The following is a 19,514-nucleotide window of genomic DNA, read 5'->3' as shown; positions in this document are numbered from 1 at the left end:
TGATCCGCCGGCATGCCGGTCGGCATTGCGGCTTGGATTCATTGTGGCCGGGGCGGGTATTCCCGGAATCGTCGAAACCGACGTTTTTCCCGGCCTTCGGCAGGCAAACTACGCGCGACGCTGCTATCGAGCGAAGTTTGGACGGCATTGGCTCCCACGCTTGCTCACTTGCCATTGAATGTTGGCGCGCGTTTTTCCAGGAACGCCTTGACACCCTCCGCAAAGTCCTCGCTTCGTACCAGCGCGGATTGCGTGTCGGCTTCCCAGGCCAGCATCGTATCGAGCTGCATCGGATGGCGGGCGAGCACGGCCTTGGTCGTCGCGATCGTTCCCGGCGGGGCGGCAGCGAGCCGTTTGGCGAGCTCAAGCGCAGTTTCCAGCACCGCGGATGGCGGGCAAAGCCTGTCCACGATGCCCATGTCTTTCGCCTTGCTGCCCGCTACGGGTTCGCAGAGCATCAAGATCTCGCGTGCCGCACCGATACCGACGCGCTGCGGCAACGTCCACATCAAACCGTAGTCTGGCGTGAGCCCGACTCGTCCGAACGCGGCGCAAAAGCTCGCATTCTCGTCGGCCACCACGAAATCGCAGGCAAGCGCCAGGGAAAAACCGGCACCGTACGCGCTCCCCTCGACGGCGGCGACGACCGGCCACGGCCCACTTGTGATGGCACGAACGATGCGGTGCCCGTGATTCATTTTTCGCCGCATTTCGAGGGTCGACGCATCGAGCCCCCCCAGATCGCCGCCCGCGCAAAAATGGCGTCCGCCGTAAAGCACGACCGCTCGGACGCCTGTATCGTCCTGCAGGCGCGCCAATTCCGCCGCCAGCTCGGTATAGAGCAGTGCCGTCAAAGCATTGCGCTTTTCGGGCATGTTCATCGTGACAAGCGCGACGTTCCCGTCTCGGGTTATGGATAGCACTTCGCTCACAATCGATCCTGAAGACTAGGTGGAAAGGTTCCACTAGGTGGAAAGGTTCCGTGTGTCGCGAGGCGCCCGGCGGCGCGACTAGCGTGCGGCGTAGATGGCGTCAATGAGCGCGCGCCGGCGAGGGTTGAGGTCCATCTGGTCGCTCATCAGATTCATCACATAGCCAACGGAGATATCGGCGACAGGATCGACGTACCCGAACGAGCCCCCCCATCCGCCATGACCAAATGCCTGGGCGTTCGGCCCCCAGCAGTTCTCCACATTGCGCAGGAAACCCGCCGACCAGGTTCGCCGGATACCTCGTACCCGGTCGACACCGTCGAAGCGCAACTTTGCTGCCTCCGCGACGGCCGCATCGCCCGCGAGTCTGCGGCCGTCCTGGCCCGGATGCCGCAGCAGGCCGTACATCGACGCCAGTGCCCGCGCGTTCGAAAATCCATTCATCGCGATGATGTCGGCGCGCTGGAATCCTGGCGTCGTGGCCACGTCGCTCGTCAGCGGCGGGTTGTGCAACCCGCGCTGCGCTTCGTTTGCAACGGGAACCGTGTTGACTGCCTCCATTTTCTTTTCACTCAGCATGATCGCGACGCGAGGCAGGTCTTGCTGACTCACGCCCACCGAGATGTCGAGACCGAATGAACCCTTCAATTCGTCAGCGACGAACTGCTGGATCGATCGGCCCTCGATCCGCTTGAACAACTCCGTCGCCAGAATCGCCACCACGTTGCTGTAACCCGAGGCCGTGCCGATCGGCCAGAGCGGCGCCTGGGCCGCGAGGCGCTGCGCGGCCGGCTCTCCCGAGAACAGGTCGTCGAGCGTCGCCGGCGTATCGAAGCCCGTAATGCCGGACTGATGCGACAGCAGCATGCCGATCGTGAGGTCGCCCTTGCCGTGAACCGCAAATTCCGGCCAATATCGGCTGACCTTATCCTCGTAGGACGCTATGCCGCGATCGATTAGCATGGCGAAGCACGCGCCGCCGATCCCCTTCGACGTGGACCATACGCAGGCAATCGTGTCCTGTTCCCAAGGTGTCGTCGCTTCGAAATCCTTCCAGCCGCCCCACAAATCGGCCACCAGCTCGCCGCGAACCGTGACGGCGAAGCTCCCGCCGATCTCTCCCAGGTTCCGGAAATTTCCGAGAAAGGCTTCGCGCAGTCGCTCGTATTTCGGTGCGCAGTAGCCGTGCACTTCGATATCGCTGGTTTTCAAGGCTTGCGTAGACATAGACAGATCTCCTCCTCGGCGCGCGCCAGATGGCGCGGCGTGTTGACATTTCGACCTGAGGATTTTTCACCCATCGCTGGCAGCGGTCTTCGTCGAAAACGACGAAATGCACGATCCGCGCCCGGCAACGCCGGCGAACTCGTGGTCCCGTCTCACGCCTGGTATCACGGCAAGGGTCGCGCCTCTGCATGCGATTCGTCCCTTTCGACGAAGACCAGATACACAGTCGGGAGCGACAATGCGCGGCCAATACGGAGTCGGGCGACATAGTCTGCAGCAGCGTGCCCGAGCGCGCATGCTCGGCTATGACGCCGCCCGTACGTGTCGAAGCGGGCGATCGTGCGCTTCGACGCCGATGAACTGGGAAATGGGAAATGGGATCGGACATGATTGAAACCGACGTTTTGATAGTGGGAACTGGCCCGGCTGGAGCGGCTTCGTCGTTGTTTCTGTCGAAGCACGGCATCTCGAATATGGCAATTTCTCGAGGCCGGAGTACGGCGAATACACCACGCGCGCATATCACCAATCAGCGAACGATGGAGGCATTGCGCGACGCGGGCCTGGAAAAGCAGTGCATGGCGCTCGCCAGCCCTGGAACCGACATTGAGCATCATTTCTGGCTGCGAAGCCTTGGAGGAGAAGAGCTGGCACGCACCTATGCGTGGGGTAACGACCCGAGCCGCAAGAGCGACTACGAATCGGCCAGCCCTTGTTCGCTGTGCGACCTGCCGCAGACTCAGATGGAACCGATCCTGCTGGCTGAGGCGGCGCGTCTCGGCTCGCAGATTCGATTCGACACGGAGTTGCTGTCGTTCGAGCAGGACGATGCAGGCGTCACCGCAACTATTCGCGATCTGCTGACCAATGAGACTATTCAGGTCCGCGCGAAATACATGATTGGGGCGGACGGCGCCCGCAGCCGGGTCGTCGAGCAGCTCGGCATCCCGCTCGTGGGTCAACATGGGCTCGGCAATATCTTCAACGTCCTGGTCGACGTCGATCTCAGCGCCTATGTGACCCATCGGCGCGGGATCTTCTACCAGATCATTCAGCCGGACGTGTCGACGTGGTCACCCATCGGCCTGTTTCGCATGGTGCGGCCGTGGGATCAATGGATCGCGGTGCTCGTCGTTCCGGAAGCCGCGGGAACGCCCACGCCGACGACGCAGGACTTCGAGAAGCGCATCCGCGAACTCGTCGGAGATCCTCATCTGTCGATGAAGATCATTTCGGCGTCGATGTGGACGATCAACGACGTCGTGGCCGAGCACTACGCCATCGGTCGCGTCATGTGCATGGGCGATGCGGTGCATCGCCATCCTCCGGCCAACGGACTGGGCTCGAACACCTGCATCCAGGACGCGTTCAACCTGTCCTGGAAGCTGGCGCTCGTGCTGCAGGGAAAAGCGCACCCGAAGCTGCTCGACAGCTTCAACGCCGAACGCCAGCCGGTGGGGCATCAAATCGTCAAGCGCGCAAACAAGAGCATGATGCTCAACGGCACGGTTTGGGATCTGCTGGGGGCGGGAACGCGCGGCGGCTCAACGGAACCGCGGCGGTCGGTGTTCGAAACGCGCGAGGGGCGCGCTGCACTGCGCCAAGCGCTCGACACAATGAAATACGAGCAGCATGCGCACGGCGTGGAGATGAATCGCCGCTACGCGTCCGGCGCGGTGGTCGAGGACGGCACACCCGATCCTGGTTTCGAGCGGGATCCGGAGCTCTACTACCAGCCGAGCACCCGCCCCGGCTCACCGCTCCCCCATGCCTGGCTCGGCACGCGCCAGTCCGGACCACGCATCTCGACACTGGATGTCGCCGGCAAGCAACGTTTCGTGCTTTTCACGGGGCACGGCGGAGAACCGTGGCGTGAAGCCGCCCGTACCGTATCCGAGCGCACCGGCGTCGACATCAAGATCGTCATGATCGGAGCGTCGCTGGACTACGAGGATCTCTATGGAACATGGCAATCTCTGTCGGAGATCGAGGAAGACGGCTGCATTCTTGTTCGGCCCGATCTCTATATCGGTTGGCGTTCCGCAACGCTGCCTGCCGAACCTCTGCGGGCCCTGGATAGCGCAATGATGCAGATTCTCGAATTGACTTCAGCCCGGTGACATCGCGAAAGGCCGCCTCCGAGACCGGTCTATGCGACCGGCTCTCTGCGGTGGCCTTTCGCGTTCCACAAGAATTTCAAATTTCGCCTTCAAATGCTTCGGTGCGGCGGGGTGCGTGATGTACCGGCGTGATACCCGCGCATGAATCATCGGCGTGCGAGCGTGTACGGGCGCCGGCGCAAACGCACCCGGCACCCGATCGGAGGATCGGCTACCGCCCGGCCGCTTCAATAGCTTCGGCGACTTGCACGAGATTTCGAGCCTCGTCGTAGTGCAACCGTTCGACAAAGCGGCCATTGATCTCCACGAGCCCCTTTCCGGCGTTCTCGGGCTTGTCGTACGCCGCGATGATGGCGCGCGCCCAGGCGATCGCAGCAGGTTCGGGCGCGAATGCCCGATTGGCGATCTCGATCTGGTTGGGATGAATGAGCGTCTTGCCGTCGAAGCCGAGACTCGCTCCCTGTGCGCATTGAATCGCAAACCCGTCGGGATTCGCAGCATCGAAGAATACGCCGTCCAGGATTCCGAGCCCGACAGCGCGCGCGGCCATCACGCTCAACGACAGCGCCGTTTGCAACCCCGGGCGCGCGACGCCTTGAGCGCAACGCATTTCCTTGGCAAGGTCGCTCGAGCCGATGACCCAGGCCTCGACACCCGCCTTTGCGCCCGCCGTAGCGATCTCGTTCAGCCTGAGGATCGCCGCACAGGTCTCCATCATGATCCACATCGGCACGCTACCGTGCATGGCCGCGCGAGCCGCCGCAAGGTCGCTCGCAGCCGAAATCTTCGGAACGAGTACGGCATTGGGCATCACCTGCGCCGCGACGGCCAGATCCTCCATGCCCCACGGCGTACTCAAGGCGTTCGTCCGGATCACGACTTCTCGCGATGCGAAGCCCCCGTCATGAATTGCTTCGGCGGCAGCGGTACGCGCCTGGAGTTTCTCCTCGGGACCGACCGAGTCCTCCAGATCCAGGATGACAACATCGCAGCGCGCGGAGCGCGCCTTCTCCATTGCACGGGCATGGTGGGCGGGCACATAAAGCGCGCTGCGTCGAGGGCGCGTAGAGGGTGTCATGGTCATACAGCGTCCTTCCTCAAGGTTACGGTCCTTTTCATGATTGAGCGCCGTCATGCGGCACGCTCGCGACGAACTCAGGCCTCGTTCTCGAAAACTGCGTCGAGCGCACCCAGCTCGTCAATCTCACAGCGCACCCGGTCGCCCGCCTTGAGGAACACGGGCGGCTTCATCGCCGCGCCTATTCCCCCGGGCGTTCCGCTAAAGACGATGTCGCCGGGTTCGAGCGTCATGGCCTGCGACAGATACGTCACCTGGTCGAACACGTCGAAGATGAGCTCGCGCGTGTTCGAGTTCTGCCGGACTTCATCGTTGACGATCGAACGAATGCCGAGGCGGTGCGGATCACCAATTTCATCTGAGGTCGTGATCCAAGGGCCGAACGGGCCGTGCGAATCGAACGACTTGCCGAGCACCCATTGCGGCGTCCGCATCTGCCAGTCGCGGGCGGTGACGTCATTGCCTACGCAGTAGCCGAAGATATGGTCGGGCGCATCCGCCCTGGACAGGTGACGGCCGCGCTTGCCGACGATAAGGACAAGCTCGACCTCGTAGTCCACCGACTTCGAAGCCTTCGGAATTTGAATCGGCGCGTATGGCGGATGGACGGTGTTGGGCTGTTTGCAGAACCAGACTTGATGCTTCGGAATCTCGAGGCCAGCCTCGGCAACGTGATCTGCGTAATTCAGTCCCATTGCCATGATCTTGCCCGGTCGCCCGATCGGCGCGAGCAGCTGAACCTGGTCGAGCGCGACGACGTGCGCAGCGTCTTCGACGACCTGTTGTACCGCCGAGCGAGCGTCGTCCCAACGGTCGATCAGGTCGATCATGTTCGATGCAAGACGCGGTAGGGCGGGCTGGATACGCACGATTCGCGCGCCGTCCACCACGCCGATTTCGGGAAGGCCGCCGCGGACGCTGAATGTCGCAAGTTTCATCTGTGAGGTGCTCCGTCACGTGGATTGTTCATGTCGGAACTCACGCCGAATCACCGATCTGGACGCGCTCACGTATGCGGGCAATTCGCGCCGGAACACGTTCTGGCTTCGGCATCTCGACCAACTTCGTCGTCAGATCGGTGCGGCCCGTGATATCCCGCTCGTTGACCCTATTGTTTCTCTCGTTCCCTCCACCGTCTTCGTCGAAAGAGACGAATTGCGCGGTCGGTCCGCTGTCAACACAGCCCCCAGTCTCTTCAGATCGATCGTTTATGAGCACCAGCCGATGCATCTTTGAACACAATTCGTCGATTTCGACGAAGACCCCCGAAAGGGCTGAATCAACAATGCGTGACGGTGCGAAGGCTCGGAGGGTGCGCCAACGCCCCTCCAGCCGGAATCCAACCTGCGAGGCGACCATTGGGGCACTGCCTCGCGGACCCGTCGCTTTCTGCCTGGACCGGACATGACCTCTGATCAAAATCCCGCTGATATCGGCTCGATGACGACACTTGCCGAAATTGCCCTGCGCCATGCGCTGTCTCGACCGGAATCGGTCGCCTTCTCCTTTCAAGGGCGCGACACGACGTTCGCGCTATTTGATCGGCGCACGAACCAGGTCGCCAACGCGCTAGTCGCCACCGGTGTCGCCCCCGGCCACCGGGTGGCTTATCTCGGCAAGAACAGCGATCGCTACTTCGAGATCTTCTTCGGTGCGGCCAAAGCCGGCGCCGTGATGACGCCAATCGGCTGGCGGCTGGCTCCGGCCGAAGCCGCTGCGATCCTCGAGGACTGCGGCGCCCGCGTGGTATTCGTCGGCCCCGACGCAACGGGTCAGGCCAACGCGGCGCTGGCTTGCCTGGCCAATCGGCCGTCGGTGATTGCGATCGATGATGCATCGATCCAAAGCGCGACGTCGTTCGACATGTGGCGCGAGGTTGCACCAATGGACGCCCCGCAAGTCGAGATTCGTCCCGACGACGTGGCGCTGCAGGTTTACACCTCCGGCACCACCGGTCGTCCGAAGGGCGTGATGCTGACGCACGAAAACCTGTTGGCCAAACATCGCGAACTGACCAGGGCGCAGATGGACTGGTATCGCTGGACACCCGACGACGTCAGCCTCGTCGCGATGCCGGTCGCGCATGTCGGCGGCAGCCTCTGGGGGATCGCCGGACTGCTGCACGGCGCTAAAGGCGTGATCGCGCACGAGTTCGACCCGCTCACGGTGCTCGACTTTATTGAACGCGATCGCATCTCGAAGATGTTCATGGTCCCGTCGGCGCTGCAGATCGTCGTTCGTCAGCCACGCAGCCGCGAAGTGAACTTCGGGCGGTTGAAGTACATCCTCTACGGCGCGTCGCCGATCCCGCTCGACCTGCTGCGGGAATGTATGGATGTGTTCGGCTGCGGCTTCTGCCAGCAGTACGGAATGACGGAGACCGCCGGAGCGATCGCCTACCTGCCGCCGGAGGATCACGATCCGAATGGCAATCCGCGGATGCGGGCCGCAGGCCTGCCGATGCCAGGCGTCGAGATCAAGATTGTCGATTCGCTCGGCAATGCCCTGCCTCCGCATACGGTCGGCGAAATCGTGACGCGATCTTGCGGCAATATGGCCGGATATTGGCGCATGCCCGAAGCGACGTCGGCGACCGTGGATCCGGACGGCTGGCTGCGTACCGGCGATGCCGGTTATCTGGACGAGAGCGGCTACCTCTATATCCACGATCGAGTGAAGGACATGATCATCTCAGGTGCGGAAAACATCTATCCCGCCGAGGTCGAGAACGCGATCTACGGCCATCCCGGTGTCGCGGAGGTGGCAGTGATCGGGGTGCCCGACGAGAAATGGGGTGAGGCAGTCAAGGCGGTGATCGTGCTCAAGCCCGGCGCCGTTGCGAATGTCGAAGACATCCTTAAGTTTGCACGCACCCGAATCGCCGGCTTCAAGGTTCCCAAGAGCATCGATTTCGTCGAAGCGCTCCCGCGAAATGCGTCGGGTAAAATTCTTCGACGTCAGTTGCAGGAGCAATATTGGGCGGGGCGTATGCGGAAAGTGAATTGAAGCGCGGGGGCGTTGGTGCATGGAGGCGACGGTGTGCGCAATGTACCCCTTTCCCCACGGTAGTGACAGAAAGTCCGGTTAAAGGCGAACGACGTCGATAATGGCATCGGCAAATGCCTTCGGCGCTTCCTGTGGCAGGTTATGTCCGATGCCGCCGCCGATGTTCCGGTGTTGATACTTGCCGGTGAACTTCTTCGCGTAGGCTGCCGGCTCGGGATGCGGTGCGCCGTTAGCATCGCCCTCCATCGTGATAGTAGGAACTGAGATGGCCGGCGCTGTCGCCAGACGCGCTTCGAGCTCGTCGTATTGCGGCTCGCCCTTGGCGAGCCCCAGACGCCAGCGGTAGTTGTGTATCACCACCGCGACGTGATCCGGACTGTTGAACGACTCAGCCGAGCGCTCGTACGTCGCATCGTCGAAATTCCACTTAGGCGACGCGAGACGCCAGATCAGCTTGTTGAAGTCGTGGCGGTTTGCGTCATAACCCGCATAGCCGCGCTCCGTGGCGAAATAGAACTGATACCACCAGGCGAACTCGGCCTTCGGTGGCAGCGGCTTCTTGTTGGCTTCCTGACTGCCGATCAGATAACCGCTCACCGACACCATCGCCGTACACCGTTGCGGCCACAGCGCGGCAATGATATTGACCGTGCGCGCGCCCCAATCGAAGCCGCCAAAGATCGCTTTGTCGATCTTCAATGCGTCCATCAATGCAATGATGTCAACGGCAACCACAGCCTGCTGCCCGTTGCGAGGCGTATCCGCGGACAGAAACCGCGTCGAACCATAGCCGCGCAGATATGGCACGATGACCCGGTAGCCAGCGGCTGCAAGCAACGGCGTGACTTCAGCAAAGCTATAGATATCGTACGGCCAGCCGTGCAGCAGGATGACGACCGGTCCATTCTGAGGGCCCGCTTCCGCATAACCCATACTGAGCGTTCCGGCGTTGACCTGGCGAATGTTGTCGAACGAAGCAATACGCGTTGCCGCTTTCGCATTGGGTGGAGTGCCGTTCGACTGCGCCCTGGCGAGTCCGCTCAAACCCAACTCCATCAAACTAATCCCAGCCACTGTAGTCCCAAGCAGACGACGACGTCGAGTATTGATCTGGTCCGGCATGCTGAATCTCCTCAAATGTTAGAAGGACAAGCGCCGTGCAGGTCGCGCTTGAGAAACCAGACAATCTGGCCTGGAAGTATTAGAACCCCTGGCCGTATCTGGTTTGTGTCCGCGAGGAGCGCCAGTGAAACGTTATGTATTTACCGCCGGCGCAGATACATTGTGATACAGAAACGGCGAAGCGGGAGTCGCCGCTAATCGACGAAAAAGTGCGGCATACAGGGGCGTTGGTGCATGGAGGTGACGGTGGGCGGTGACGAATGGAATGAACGCCCCCACCTACCGGATGCGAGAAGCTGAAGGAAGTGGACCCTCACGGGCCGACGGCATCAATGTGCCCAAATAGGAAGATCATTGAGATCTTCACAGGCTAACCGGAGGGTCCGAAATGAAGTATGCGGCGGTCGGGGTAGACATCGCGAAAAACGTCTTCCAGCTTCACTGGGTCGATGCTGAGGCAGTCGATGGTGTTGTTTGCTCACTTGACGCAGGCCCGCTAATGGGTGTCTTGTCGCATCTGAGCCGTGGCCGACGTGGGCCGGCGCCAACCCTGGCGATGCACACAATCTTCAATTACGTCCTGCAGTTGCTTTACACCGGGTGCCAGTGGAAAGCGCTGCCGAACAGGATGAACGCTAAAGGCCGCCCCGAGATTCACTACACGCGTATTTATCGGGCACTGCGGCACTGGGAGGCCGATGGCTGTATCGACCGGATTTTTTCCCGGCTCGGTGCGCAAGCTTCATCAGGACGGGCGACTGGATCTCACCGTCATCCACGGTGACGGTACCACCACGGCGGCGAAGAAAGGCGGCGATAACCTGGGATACAGCGGCCACAAGCATCTCAAGGGAGACAAGGTCGTGGCCTTCCGCGATCGCGACTGCAGCATCATCGCGCCGTTCGTGACGGCCCCGGGCAACCGCAACGAATCGCCGCTGTTGCGCGACGCGCTGCCCATACCAACCGGAATGGTCCGCGCCATCGGCGCGGACCTGCAAGGTTCAACCCTCAGTCTGGATGGCGTCTACGATTGCCGGCCCAACCCAATGCGCGCTTGCCCGCTTGAGTGGTCATGTCGCGTTCCTCCTGTGTGGCATCTGTCGTCGACGCCGGATCGTGTGCGCTTGCCGAGATGTTCAACGAAGTCCGCGAATATTGAGGTAAGTCTAAATTAGGTCAACACGGGGTCGGGAGGCCATCAACGAAACTCATTGCATCTGCGGCATTACGCAACAGATTCATGATCACCTGCTGGAGCTAAACCCGATCGCCGCCGACAAACGGAAGATTGTCGGCAAGTTCAATGCGCAGAACCACGCGTGCCCGCTCGAGATCGCTCCGCAACAACGCAAGCACCTCGCTGGCGGCATGATTCAGATCGACCGCCTCGATCGTCGCACTACGCTTGCTGAAAAGCGCACGCAAGCGCGTGATTACGTCGGTCGCGCGGTTGCCGTGACGAATTGTGCGCCGCGCAGTCTCGCGCGCACCCACGATATTGGGCGGATTTGCAGCCAGCATGCGAAAACAGGTGCTGGCGTTTGTCACGATATCGGCCAGCGGCTGGTTGACCTCGTGCGCGATTGAAGCGGTCATACGCCCAGACCCATGGTCCTGGCGACGTGTACGAGCTCCGATCGAGCCTTGCCGAGTGCCTCCTCCGCGACCCGGCGTTGCGTGACGTCAAGTGCCGCCCCAATGTATTCGATTTCTCCCGAATGGTCTTTGGTCCGATGGGCGATCATGTGAACATACTTGACTGACTGATCGGGCATCAATAGCCGGAGTTGATATTCGAAATCACCGTCGCCGCGCCCGCTTTGCCATATCCCCGATCACGATAACGTCATGGGATGGAATCGCGAGGCGATGAGATCGAGCGCTACAGGCTTGTCCAATTCGAACGCGAAAATACGATAGAGCGGTTCTGACCGCACGATATCGCCCATCGCGAGATTCCACGAAAAATTGCCCATGCGCGCGAGGTATTGGCCTTCCGACAGGAACGCCTCATTCCGCCGCAGTTCTGCCTCTGCTCGTTTACCACCGGCACAGCCCACAGGCGGCACCATGTCTGAAGCCCACACCGGATTTGTTCGCGGCACGCAAGACTGAATCTCCATGGTGAGTATTCTAATCTCGCGGCGACGCGCCTACATTCACACCCAAGGGCAACGACAGCCCGGTCAGAAACACAGCCGATTCAATTAATCCGGAGGTTTTATATGAGCAATTCGAAAAAGGTCATCGTCGTTACCGGCGCGTCGCAGGGCATTGGCGCGGAGACAGTCAAGGCATTCCGCAAGCTGGGCCACCAGGTCGTCGCCACGTCGCGCACCATCCGGCCGTCCGATGACCCGGACATCGCCACCGTGGCCGGCGACATCGCCGATCCGGCCACCGCTCGCCGTGTGATCGATGAGGCGATCGCGCGCTTCGGCCGGGTCGACACGCTAGTCAACAACGCGGGTATCTTCGTCGCCAAGCCGTTCACGCAGTACACCGCCGAAGACTATGCAACGGTGACCGGCGTGAACCTGGCGGGCTTCCATTTCATCACCCAGCTCGCGGTGGCGCAGATGGAGAAACAGGAGAGCGGCCACGTGGTCAGCATTACGACGACGCTGGTGGACCACGCCATCGACGGCGTGCCCTCGGTGCTGGCGTCGCTGACCAAGGGCGGCATCGCCGCGGCGACCCGCTCTCTCGCGATCGAATACGCCAAGCGCGGGATTCGCGCGAATGCGGTCGCGCCGGGCATCATCAAGTCGCCAATGCACGCCCCGGAAACGCACGCGGCACTCGGCGGGCTGCATCCGGTCGGTCACATGGGCGAAATGAGCGACATCGTCAACGCGATCGTGTATCTGGACTCGGCGCCGTTCGTGACGGGCGAAATCCTGCACGTCGACGGCGGCCAGATCGCCGGTCATTGAGCACGTTCCGGGCGCTGCCGGCCGGCGCCCTGTTCATCAATCACAATCAAGGAAGCCGACGTGCCTATCGTTACAATTCAGGTGACCCGGGAGGGCACCAAACCGGGGGCCGACTCCGTCACCGCCGATGAAAAGGCTCAACTCATCAAGGGCGTGAGCCACCTCCTGCTCGATGTGCTGAACAAGCCTCTTGACGCCACGTTTGTCGTCATCGAAGAAGTGGAGACGGAGAACTGGGGCTGGGGCGGACTGCCGGTTCCCGAGTATCGCCGACAGAAAGCACTGAAATAACCTCGACCTTCGGGATGTGGGGGGCGCGCCGGATTGAGCAAGCGCCGTCCGAAGTAGCGACGAGGTGCGCCCCTAAGCCGGTCCCTACCAGGACCGGCGGAGGCAGCCGGCGAGACAGCACAGCCATGAATTACGGCATCACAGGCCGGTCTGTGGCGAACCGTCGAGACTACAAACCAGACGGCGTGGCAGCCCGGGCAAAGGAACGGGCCACTGCGCCAGCGCCTCGGGCGTGATCCACAACGTCAGGCTCCCCCGGCTGCGCAGGCCCGCTTCGTACTCCGGCCAGTTCGTCACACGATGCGCCATCTTCCCGATGTGATGCCGGCGATCGGCGTTGTACTTGTGCGGCATGCGTCAGCTTCTGAATAGTGGGGCCGTCACTCTATTACCCCAACCTTTCATCGACCTGGCCGCGCACCAATGCCAGAAGCCGCCCCCGGACGAGACGCCCGCCCGGCAAGTCGCTCGCATCGACGCAGCGGAAGCTATCCCTCACGACGTCGAGGCAAGCTGACCTGCTCTACCCGGGAGTTTCTCGCCCTACCTCACCCGTATACGATGTCGCGACCATCTCATGTCCCCAGATGTCACCCACGAGGTTGTATTCCGATTGGTGATTGGGCGGTGCGCCACCGTATCCGTACTCGCAGAACCATCCGGACGGTGTCTGCATGTAAAACGAAAACATGCTGTCGTTCGCGTGGCGCCCAGGTGCCATGAGGACTGGCACGCCGTTGCGCCGCGCCAGATCGTACGCGAGGCCGACATCGTCGAGGTTGTCGACCTCGACCATCAGATGGTGAATGCGCTTCGGGAGCGGGCCGACGCCGAAGCCGATCGTGTGATCCCGTTCGCAACAATGCATGAAAATCGGCTCGCGCCGCACGCCTCCCATTTCAAAGCGGACTTCGACCGTGCCGCGCATTCCGAGCACCTGACGGTAGAAGCGGTAGGTCTCCTCAACGCCACCATCACGAATCACGATATGCCCGAGTCCGCCGCTCCCCGTCACGAATCTTCCGTGCATGCCTCGCCCCGGCCGATAAGGCTTGTGGCGGTCGACAAGGGGCCCGTGGAAGATTTCGATCGGTAGTCCTGCCGGATCCGAAAGTCTGAGGAATTCCAGCACGCAGCGCTTCTCCGACTCAGCGGGAGAGGCCACTTTGAAGGGCACACCGCATTCCTCGAGGTGGTGCTGCATCATGCGGAACTCTTCGGGCCCCGCAACGCGATATCCGGCGAACAGGACGTCGTCTTCGTCGCTCTGTTCAATCAGAATCCGGTGATGCCAGTAGTCCATGCGCAGACTGAGCTCACCGTTGCTGTCGCCCCACTCCATCCCCAGGATCTCGCTGGCGTAAAAACGCCATGCATCGAGATCCCGGATGCCAATGCCGAGGTAACCCAGCTCGGTCACACCTATGTTGGTCATAGCGCAAATCTCCCGTTTCATTACTTATGCTTCATCGAAAACGACTGCCGTTTCAGGAATGAAGCCGCGAAAATGCCGCTTCGGCGGCCAATCGTACCGTGATGTGAGTTCGCAACAACGTACGCGTGCTGCCCGCGTCGTCGCTCTGAGCAGCCTGTCGACTCCGGTGCCCTACTTCGCTGCCCATCCGCCGTCGACAGGCATCAGATGGCCGGTGATCGCAGCTGATTCGTCCGAACATAGAAATACGAATACCTCTGCACATTCCTCGGGTGTGACGGCCCGGCCAAGCGGATGAACCGACGCGGCAAGCTCATCGAATGCTTCGTGCGTGAATCGCTTTTGGGCTTGCTCCGTGTACGTCGCGCCCGGAGCAATCACGTTCACGCGAATGTTGTCGGACGCGTACTGAATCGCAGCCTTGCGCGTCAGGTGAACGACGCCCGCCTTGGCGGCGTGATAGGCCGCGGAAACCGCATCGGAGACGCGCACGCCCGCCATCGACGACGTGTTGCAGATCACCCCGCCCCCCTGAGGAAGCATGACGGCGATCTCATGCTTCATGCTGATGAACGTGGTGACAAGATTGCGATTGATCGTCTCGTCGAACGCGTCGACCAATGTTTCGTGCAGCTTGCCAAGCGGAGCGTCCGACGGCGCGATGTTGCCGACGTTGTTGACGGCGATATCGAGGCGGCCGTGCGTCTCGACGACACGCGCAACCACGTCGCCGATCTGTTGTTCGCTTCGACTGTCGCATTGCATGAACGTCGCGTCGTGGCCCTGCTCGCGCAGCGCGCGCTCCAGAGGCGGCCCGTCCTGGCCAGTCGATCCCGTAAAGACGACCGACGCCCCTTCTCGCAGGAAAGCCAACACGACCGCTTTCCCAATGCCCTTCGTCCCCCCTGTCACCAGGGCGATCTTCGATTGAAGCCGAGACTTTCGTGTACTCGTCATGATCTTGTGCGTGATACCAGAAAATACGACATTACAGAGGCTCAGGCCGTATTGACGTGGTTCGACGCCGTGCCGATGGGATCGGCGGCGCCTTTATCGTCAATTTCCCGAGTTCCATTTTTCCGCGTGGTTCGATGACGAAACATCCATTTCGTCATGCGCGAAATTCTGCTCATTGCGTCCCGCACGCGTCGACCCCGTCCCACTGCGTGTTACCGAGCTGAATGGACGAATCGACATCCGCGCTCATACATCAGTGGCCGTCGAAGACAAGGCCGGCGCCTGATCGGCTTCCCGCTTTCGCTCGCCGAGCCGCCGCAACAGAACGTACGACAGCGACGGAATGAGGACGAGTGCGCCGACCATGTTCCAGAGGAACATGAAGGTCAGCAGGATGCCCATGTCCGCCTGAAACTTGATCGGCGACCAGATCCAGGTGATCACGCCAGCCGACATCGTCAAACCGACGAGGGCCACCACGCGCCCGGTGAACCGCAGGGAACGCATGTACGCTTCTCGCAACGGAACGCCGGCACGCTGCAAGTTCAGTTGCACACTCAATAGATACAGCGCGTAGTCGACGCCGGCGCCAACACCCAGCGCGATCACGGGCAGCGTCGCCACTTTTGCGCCGATCCCCAGAACCACCATCAATGCCTCGCAGAGCACCGACGTAATCAGAAGCGGCACCAGTGCCACGATGACTGCCCGCCAGTTGCGGAACGTGATCAGGCACAGCGCTACGACCGCGGCATAGAGCAGCGCCAGCATGCGGTGATGAGCCTGCTCGACGACGATGTTCGTCGCTGCCTCGATTCCGGCCGAGCCGGCTGCCAGCACGAATTGGCGCTCAGGCGAACTGTGCGCCTTGCCGAACGCCTCGGCGGAAGCCACGACGCGAGAAAGCGTATCGGCCTTGTGGTCGCCAAGGTACGCAATCAGCGGCATCACCGAGCACCGTTGATCGACCATTTCCGGATGGTCCGCCAACACATCCGCAAGCGCTGTATTAAGGACATTTGCATCTCGCGGAATCGAAAGCCACTTCGGGTTACCCTCGAACTGGCCGGCCGTGGCGAGGCGCACCATGTCGGCGGCCGAAGCGGTGCCCTTTACGCCATCGACCTGCCGCAGGTTGGCTCCCATGCGATCGAGTTCGATCAGCGTCGCGTAGTTGTTGCATTGCCCCGGCGGGGTGACGAGCATCACGACGAATTGATCGCTGGACAACCGATAATGGGCCTTGACGTAGGCATCGTCACGGTTGTAACGCGAGTCGGAGCGGAGCTCTGGTGCGCCGGGATCCAGATCTCCCGTCTTGAGTTCCTGGCTGATCCCTAAGGCCGAGACACCGATTGCGAACGACACCGCAATCGCGGCCTGCGCCCACTTGCTCGACGTGAAATGCAGCAGACACGCCCACACACGGGCCACCCAATCGCGGTCCTCGCCCGCTCGCTCCGCCTGAAGTCTGCGGGCAGCGGCCTGCTCGTCGACGCCGAGGTACGACAACAACACGGGAACCAGAATCAGCTTCGTGAATATCAGTACCGTCACACCGATACTGGTCGTCAACGCCAAATCGTGGATGACCGGAATGTCGATCACCATCAGCACGGCAAAACCGACCACGTTGGTCAGCAGCGCGGTAACACCCGCGAGAAAGAGCCGACGAAACGTGTAGCGGGCCGCCACGTAACGGTGTGTGCCCTGCGCGATATCCTGCATGATGCCGTTCATCTTCTGCGCGCCATGCGACAGGCCGATCGCGAAAATCAGAAATGGCACCAGAATCGAATACGGATCGAGCGCGTAACCGAGCAGCTCCATGAGCCCAAGCAGCCACACCACCGCCAGCGCTGATACACCGATCAACAACAGCGTGCTGCGCAGGTCCCGCGTAAATGCAAAGACGAACAATCCGGCGATAGCAGCCGAGATTCCGAAGAACATCATCACCTGGCTCAAGCCGTCGATCAGGTCCCCGACAATCTCGGCAAAACCTACAATGTGTACGCCGACCGAGGGACTTTCCAGCGACAGAACCTTGCGTTTCAATTCCCTCGAGAACGTCGCATAGTCGAGCGGCTTGCGCGTGTCGGGATTGGAATCCAGCAGCGGCACGACGATCATGCTCGATTTCAGGTCGTTCGCCACATAGCTGCCAACGACGCCCGCTCGCGCGATGTTGATCCTGAGCTGCCCCAGGCTCGCGGGCGAGCCATCGAAGTTGTTCGGCATGACGGGGCCGCCTCGGTACCCCTCTTCGGTGACCTCCGTCCAGCGTAGGCTGGTGGTCCACAGGCCGCGCATCGCAGAACGGTCCACCCCGGGGATCAGGTAGACCGTATCATTGACCTTTTGCAGAACCGCCAGGTAATCCTTATCGAAGATATTGCCGCGCTTGTTTTCCACGACAATACGCACCACGTTGCCAAGTCCGCGCAATGAGTCCTGATGTTCAAGATAGTTCTGAATGTACGGATGCCTGCTTGGAAGCATCTTCTCGAAACTTGTGTTCACCCGCAGATGAAGCGCGTGCCATCCGAGAAATAGTGTCGCAAAGACACACACAATCAGCAGTGCCGGACGATTGTTGAAGATAATGCGTTCCAGCCATATTCCGCTCGCGCGATCGAACTCATTAAGGTCGCGCACGACCGGCCTGGTGATGCTGTCGTTGGTATCGACCTTCATGACGAATCACTCACTCAATGGAGGTTGACAATCTGCGTGCCGCCGAGGCCCGTCAGTACAACCCGATTGCGGCCGGCAGGTGCGACGCCCGTGATGAGGTCCTGCCTCGGCACGGCGACGGAATGGAACGTATCTCCCTCGTCGCTGCTCATGATCAGATGGCCATCCTGAGCTGCCAACAGCAACCGGCCGTCGTCGAGCACGCATGCCCCCGTCAGGCTTGCATGGACGCCCGTGGACAGGCGCTGCCAGCTGACTCCGCCATCTCGCGAGCGATACGCGGAGCCGCCAAGGCCGTACGCGATGACGTACCCGCGGGAACCGACCACGCCCAGAAAGCTGCCGTTATAGCCAGTCGCGATTGCGATGAAACGTTCCTTGGGCCGGTCGAGCTTGAACAGCGTGCCTCGCTCCGACGCGAGATAAACATTGCCCCCCACGTCGCTGACAGCGGTGTAGTGAAGCATCTTGTCGTTGTCGACCTTCTCGATCCACGACGCCCAACTCTTTCCACCATCGTGCGTGCCGAGAATGGTTCCGAACGGCCCCACCGCCCACCCGGTCTGCGCGTTCTCGAACGACAGGTCGAGCATCGGCATCGTCGGACCGTTCTGGTAGTTGAGCGTGATCTCCTTCAACAACCGAGCGGCGACCGCGTCGCCGCTCGTCGCCTGCGCGGCAAAATGCGCCTTCAGCAGATCTGCCGCCGCGCGGCCGTCGAACTGCTTGACCCAGTGCTCACCGCCATCGGTCGTCGCGAGAATGACGCCGTCATGGCCCGACGCCCAACCCTGTCGGGACGACACGAAGCGGACGGCAACCAGATCCGACCCGACTGGACTCGCGACCTGGCGCCAGGTCCCACCGCCGTCATCGGACAGCACGATCAGGCCCCGCACCCCGACCGCCACGAGCCGCGATCCGGCCCGAGCGATTGCGCCGAGCTGCGTCGTGGCCGCGAAGCGCGTGGTTTGCGCAGACACATCCAGCGGATCCACGAACTTGCCGTCGGCCTGCATCGGTGCACCAGAGGCTACGCTGGACATGAGCACCAGCGAGACCAGCAAGCCCGCGCAATGCGACGCACGTCGGAACGAAACGATGCGGTGCCTCCGCCTGTCACGAGTTGCGCGGCACACTATTGAACTCCCCGGGTGGCCAGTGCATCGGCGGTAAAGTAGTTCGCCGGCAGTGGCCCACGCTTATGGAACCCTTCGCCCACGCCGAACGAACCCAATGCCCAGTTCTGTTTCACGAAATCGTAAATCAGCTGATTGTTGTTCATCGGCGCCGGCACGTCGTACGCCTGCCACACCGGGAACCACAGCACGCGCACCAGCTTGTCCGCATGATCAAACCCTTCATAGCCGACCATGTCCCAGCTATCTTCATCCAGGTAAAACACCTTCTTGCTGTCGACGTGACGCGCCCCCGCCTTGAGCGTCGCTTCGACGACCCAGACGCGGTGCAGTTCGTAGCGCAAGTTATCCGGATTGACGTGATTCTTTTGCAGCAACTGGTCGACCGGCGTATTCAGGTACTTGTAGACGTTGTACGGAATGTAGAGCTCCTTCTTGCCCACCAGCTTGAAGTCGAACCGATCCATCTTGCCGTCGAAACCGTTGGTCTCGTCCCACAGGAAGATCCCACTGTTCGACGTCACGACTGTGTCGTACGTGAACTCCGGTGCGAGCCGCACCCGGCGCTGGC

19 protein-coding genes and 1 pseudogene are annotated in these 19,514 nt (G+C 61.3%); 6 read left to right on the top strand and 14 right to left on the bottom strand.

What is annotated here, in order from left to right:
• Positions 1-164: 164 nt before the first annotated feature.
• Together M0D64_RS30475 and M0D64_RS30470 are read right to left on the bottom strand one after the other, a co-directional pair.
• Positions 165-932: an enoyl-CoA hydratase/isomerase family protein gene (locus tag M0D64_RS30475; RefSeq protein ID WP_266260498.1), complete on the bottom strand. Its 768-nt coding sequence runs from the start codon at positions 930-932 to the stop codon at positions 165-167.
• A 78-nt stretch (positions 933-1,010) separates the two neighbouring features.
• Positions 1,011-2,159 (bottom strand): serine hydrolase domain-containing protein, encoded by a 1,149-nt coding sequence (locus M0D64_RS30470; RefSeq protein ID WP_266260497.1) that lies wholly within the window; start codon positions 2,157-2,159, stop codon positions 1,011-1,013.
• A 374-nt stretch (positions 2,160-2,533) separates the two neighbouring features.
• Between M0D64_RS30470 and M0D64_RS30465 the strand changes: the two genes are divergently transcribed.
• A complete protein-coding gene (locus M0D64_RS30465) occupies positions 2,534-4,279 on the top strand; it encodes an FAD-dependent monooxygenase (protein ID WP_308102520.1) in 1,746 nt (581 codons plus the stop codon).
• Between the two features lie 211 nt (positions 4,280-4,490).
• Here the strand turns inward: M0D64_RS30465 and M0D64_RS30460 are convergent, their stop codons facing one another.
• The 3 genes from M0D64_RS30460 to M0D64_RS30450 form a co-directional block, all read right to left on the bottom strand.
• Entirely contained in the window at positions 4,491-5,363 is an 873-nt protein-coding gene (locus tag M0D64_RS30460; RefSeq protein WP_266260495.1) for a CoA ester lyase, read from the bottom strand.
• Between the two features lie 71 nt (positions 5,364-5,434).
• Complete coding sequence (locus tag M0D64_RS30455; protein WP_266260494.1) at positions 5,435-6,187, bottom strand: fumarylacetoacetate hydrolase family protein; 753 nt, start codon at positions 6,185-6,187, stop codon at positions 5,435-5,437.
• Positions 6,188-6,335: 148 nt separating this feature from the next.
• The gene (locus tag M0D64_RS30450; RefSeq protein ID WP_266260493.1) at positions 6,336-6,716 is read right to left on the bottom strand and encodes a hypothetical protein; all 381 of its coding nucleotides are present in this window, start codon (positions 6,714-6,716) and stop codon (positions 6,336-6,338) included.
• A gap of 81 nt (positions 6,717-6,797) precedes the next feature.
• On the opposite strand from M0D64_RS30450, the gene M0D64_RS30445 reads away from it, so the two are divergent.
• Entirely contained in the window at positions 6,798-8,363 is a 1,566-nt protein-coding gene (locus M0D64_RS30445; RefSeq protein WP_266260492.1) for a fatty acid--CoA ligase, read from the top strand.
• A 78-nt stretch (positions 8,364-8,441) separates the two neighbouring features.
• Here M0D64_RS30445 and M0D64_RS30440 read toward each other — a convergent pair whose 3' ends face one another.
• Positions 8,442-9,485: an alpha/beta fold hydrolase gene (locus M0D64_RS30440; protein ID WP_266260491.1), complete on the bottom strand. Its 1,044-nt coding sequence runs from the start codon at positions 9,483-9,485 to the stop codon at positions 8,442-8,444.
• Between the two features lie 388 nt (positions 9,486-9,873).
• Here M0D64_RS30440 and M0D64_RS44955 point away from each other — a divergent pair, with 388 nt between their 5' ends.
• Both M0D64_RS44955 and M0D64_RS30435 read left to right on the top strand, forming a co-directional pair.
• Positions 9,874-10,269, top strand: a complete 396-nt coding sequence (locus M0D64_RS44955) for a transposase (RefSeq protein WP_323135788.1) — start codon at positions 9,874-9,876, stop codon at positions 10,267-10,269.
• Entirely contained in the window at positions 10,184-10,663 is a 480-nt protein-coding gene (locus M0D64_RS30435; RefSeq protein WP_266260490.1) for a hypothetical protein, read from the top strand. Before M0D64_RS44955 ends, M0D64_RS30435 begins: the two co-directional genes overlap by 86 nt.
• A gap of 82 nt (positions 10,664-10,745) precedes the next feature.
• Here M0D64_RS30435 and M0D64_RS30430 read toward each other — a convergent pair whose 3' ends face one another.
• Both M0D64_RS30430 and M0D64_RS30425 read right to left on the bottom strand, forming a co-directional pair.
• A complete protein-coding gene (locus tag M0D64_RS30430) occupies positions 10,746-11,084 on the bottom strand; it encodes a hypothetical protein (protein ID WP_266260489.1) in 339 nt (112 codons plus the stop codon).
• Positions 11,085-11,323: 239 nt separating this feature from the next.
• Positions 11,324-11,611 (bottom strand): hypothetical protein, encoded by a 288-nt coding sequence (locus tag M0D64_RS30425; protein WP_266260487.1) that lies wholly within the window; start codon positions 11,609-11,611, stop codon positions 11,324-11,326.
• A 102-nt stretch (positions 11,612-11,713) separates the two neighbouring features.
• Here M0D64_RS30425 and M0D64_RS30420 point away from each other — a divergent pair, with 102 nt between their 5' ends.
• On the top strand, positions 11,714-12,424 hold the full coding sequence (locus M0D64_RS30420; RefSeq protein ID WP_172166773.1) for an SDR family NAD(P)-dependent oxidoreductase: 711 nt from the start codon (positions 11,714-11,716) through the stop codon (positions 12,422-12,424).
• 60 nt (positions 12,425-12,484) lie between these two features.
• On the top strand, positions 12,485-12,715 hold the full coding sequence (locus M0D64_RS30415) for a 4-oxalocrotonate tautomerase family protein (RefSeq protein WP_172166771.1): 231 nt from the start codon (positions 12,485-12,487) through the stop codon (positions 12,713-12,715).
• A 210-nt stretch (positions 12,716-12,925) separates the two neighbouring features.
• Here the strand turns inward: M0D64_RS30415 and M0D64_RS30410 are convergent.
• From M0D64_RS30410 to M0D64_RS30385, 6 genes and pseudogenes are all read right to left on the bottom strand, one after another.
• Positions 12,926-13,069, bottom strand: a pseudogene (locus tag M0D64_RS30410) (IS5/IS1182 family transposase); the annotation flags it as partial.
• 169 nt (positions 13,070-13,238) lie between these two features.
• The gene (locus tag M0D64_RS30405; protein ID WP_266260484.1) at positions 13,239-14,150 is read right to left on the bottom strand and encodes a VOC family protein; all 912 of its coding nucleotides are present in this window, start codon (positions 14,148-14,150) and stop codon (positions 13,239-13,241) included.
• 171 nt (positions 14,151-14,321) lie between these two features.
• Positions 14,322-15,107, bottom strand: coding sequence for an SDR family NAD(P)-dependent oxidoreductase (locus tag M0D64_RS30400; RefSeq protein ID WP_266260483.1), 786 nt, complete (start codon positions 15,105-15,107; stop codon positions 14,322-14,324).
• Between the two features lie 246 nt (positions 15,108-15,353).
• Positions 15,354-17,804, bottom strand: a complete 2,451-nt coding sequence (locus M0D64_RS30395) for an RND family transporter (protein ID WP_266260482.1) — start codon at positions 17,802-17,804, stop codon at positions 15,354-15,356.
• A 14-nt stretch (positions 17,805-17,818) separates the two neighbouring features.
• Positions 17,819-18,850 (bottom strand): YCF48-related protein, encoded by a 1,032-nt coding sequence (locus M0D64_RS30390; protein ID WP_266260481.1) that lies wholly within the window; start codon positions 18,848-18,850, stop codon positions 17,819-17,821.
• A 92-nt stretch (positions 18,851-18,942) separates the two neighbouring features.
• Positions 18,943-19,514 (bottom strand): DUF1329 domain-containing protein (locus M0D64_RS30385; protein ID WP_266260480.1); only part of this gene is annotated, 572 nt, incomplete at its 5' end.

The sequence above is a fragment of the Paraburkholderia sp. WS6 genome (genome assembly GCF_030464835.1).
Lineage (GTDB): Bacteria > Pseudomonadota > Gammaproteobacteria > Burkholderiales > Burkholderiaceae > Paraburkholderia > Paraburkholderia madseniana.
Note: the sequence above shows the minus strand (reverse complement) of the source record. Positions and strands in the feature narration are given on the sequence as shown.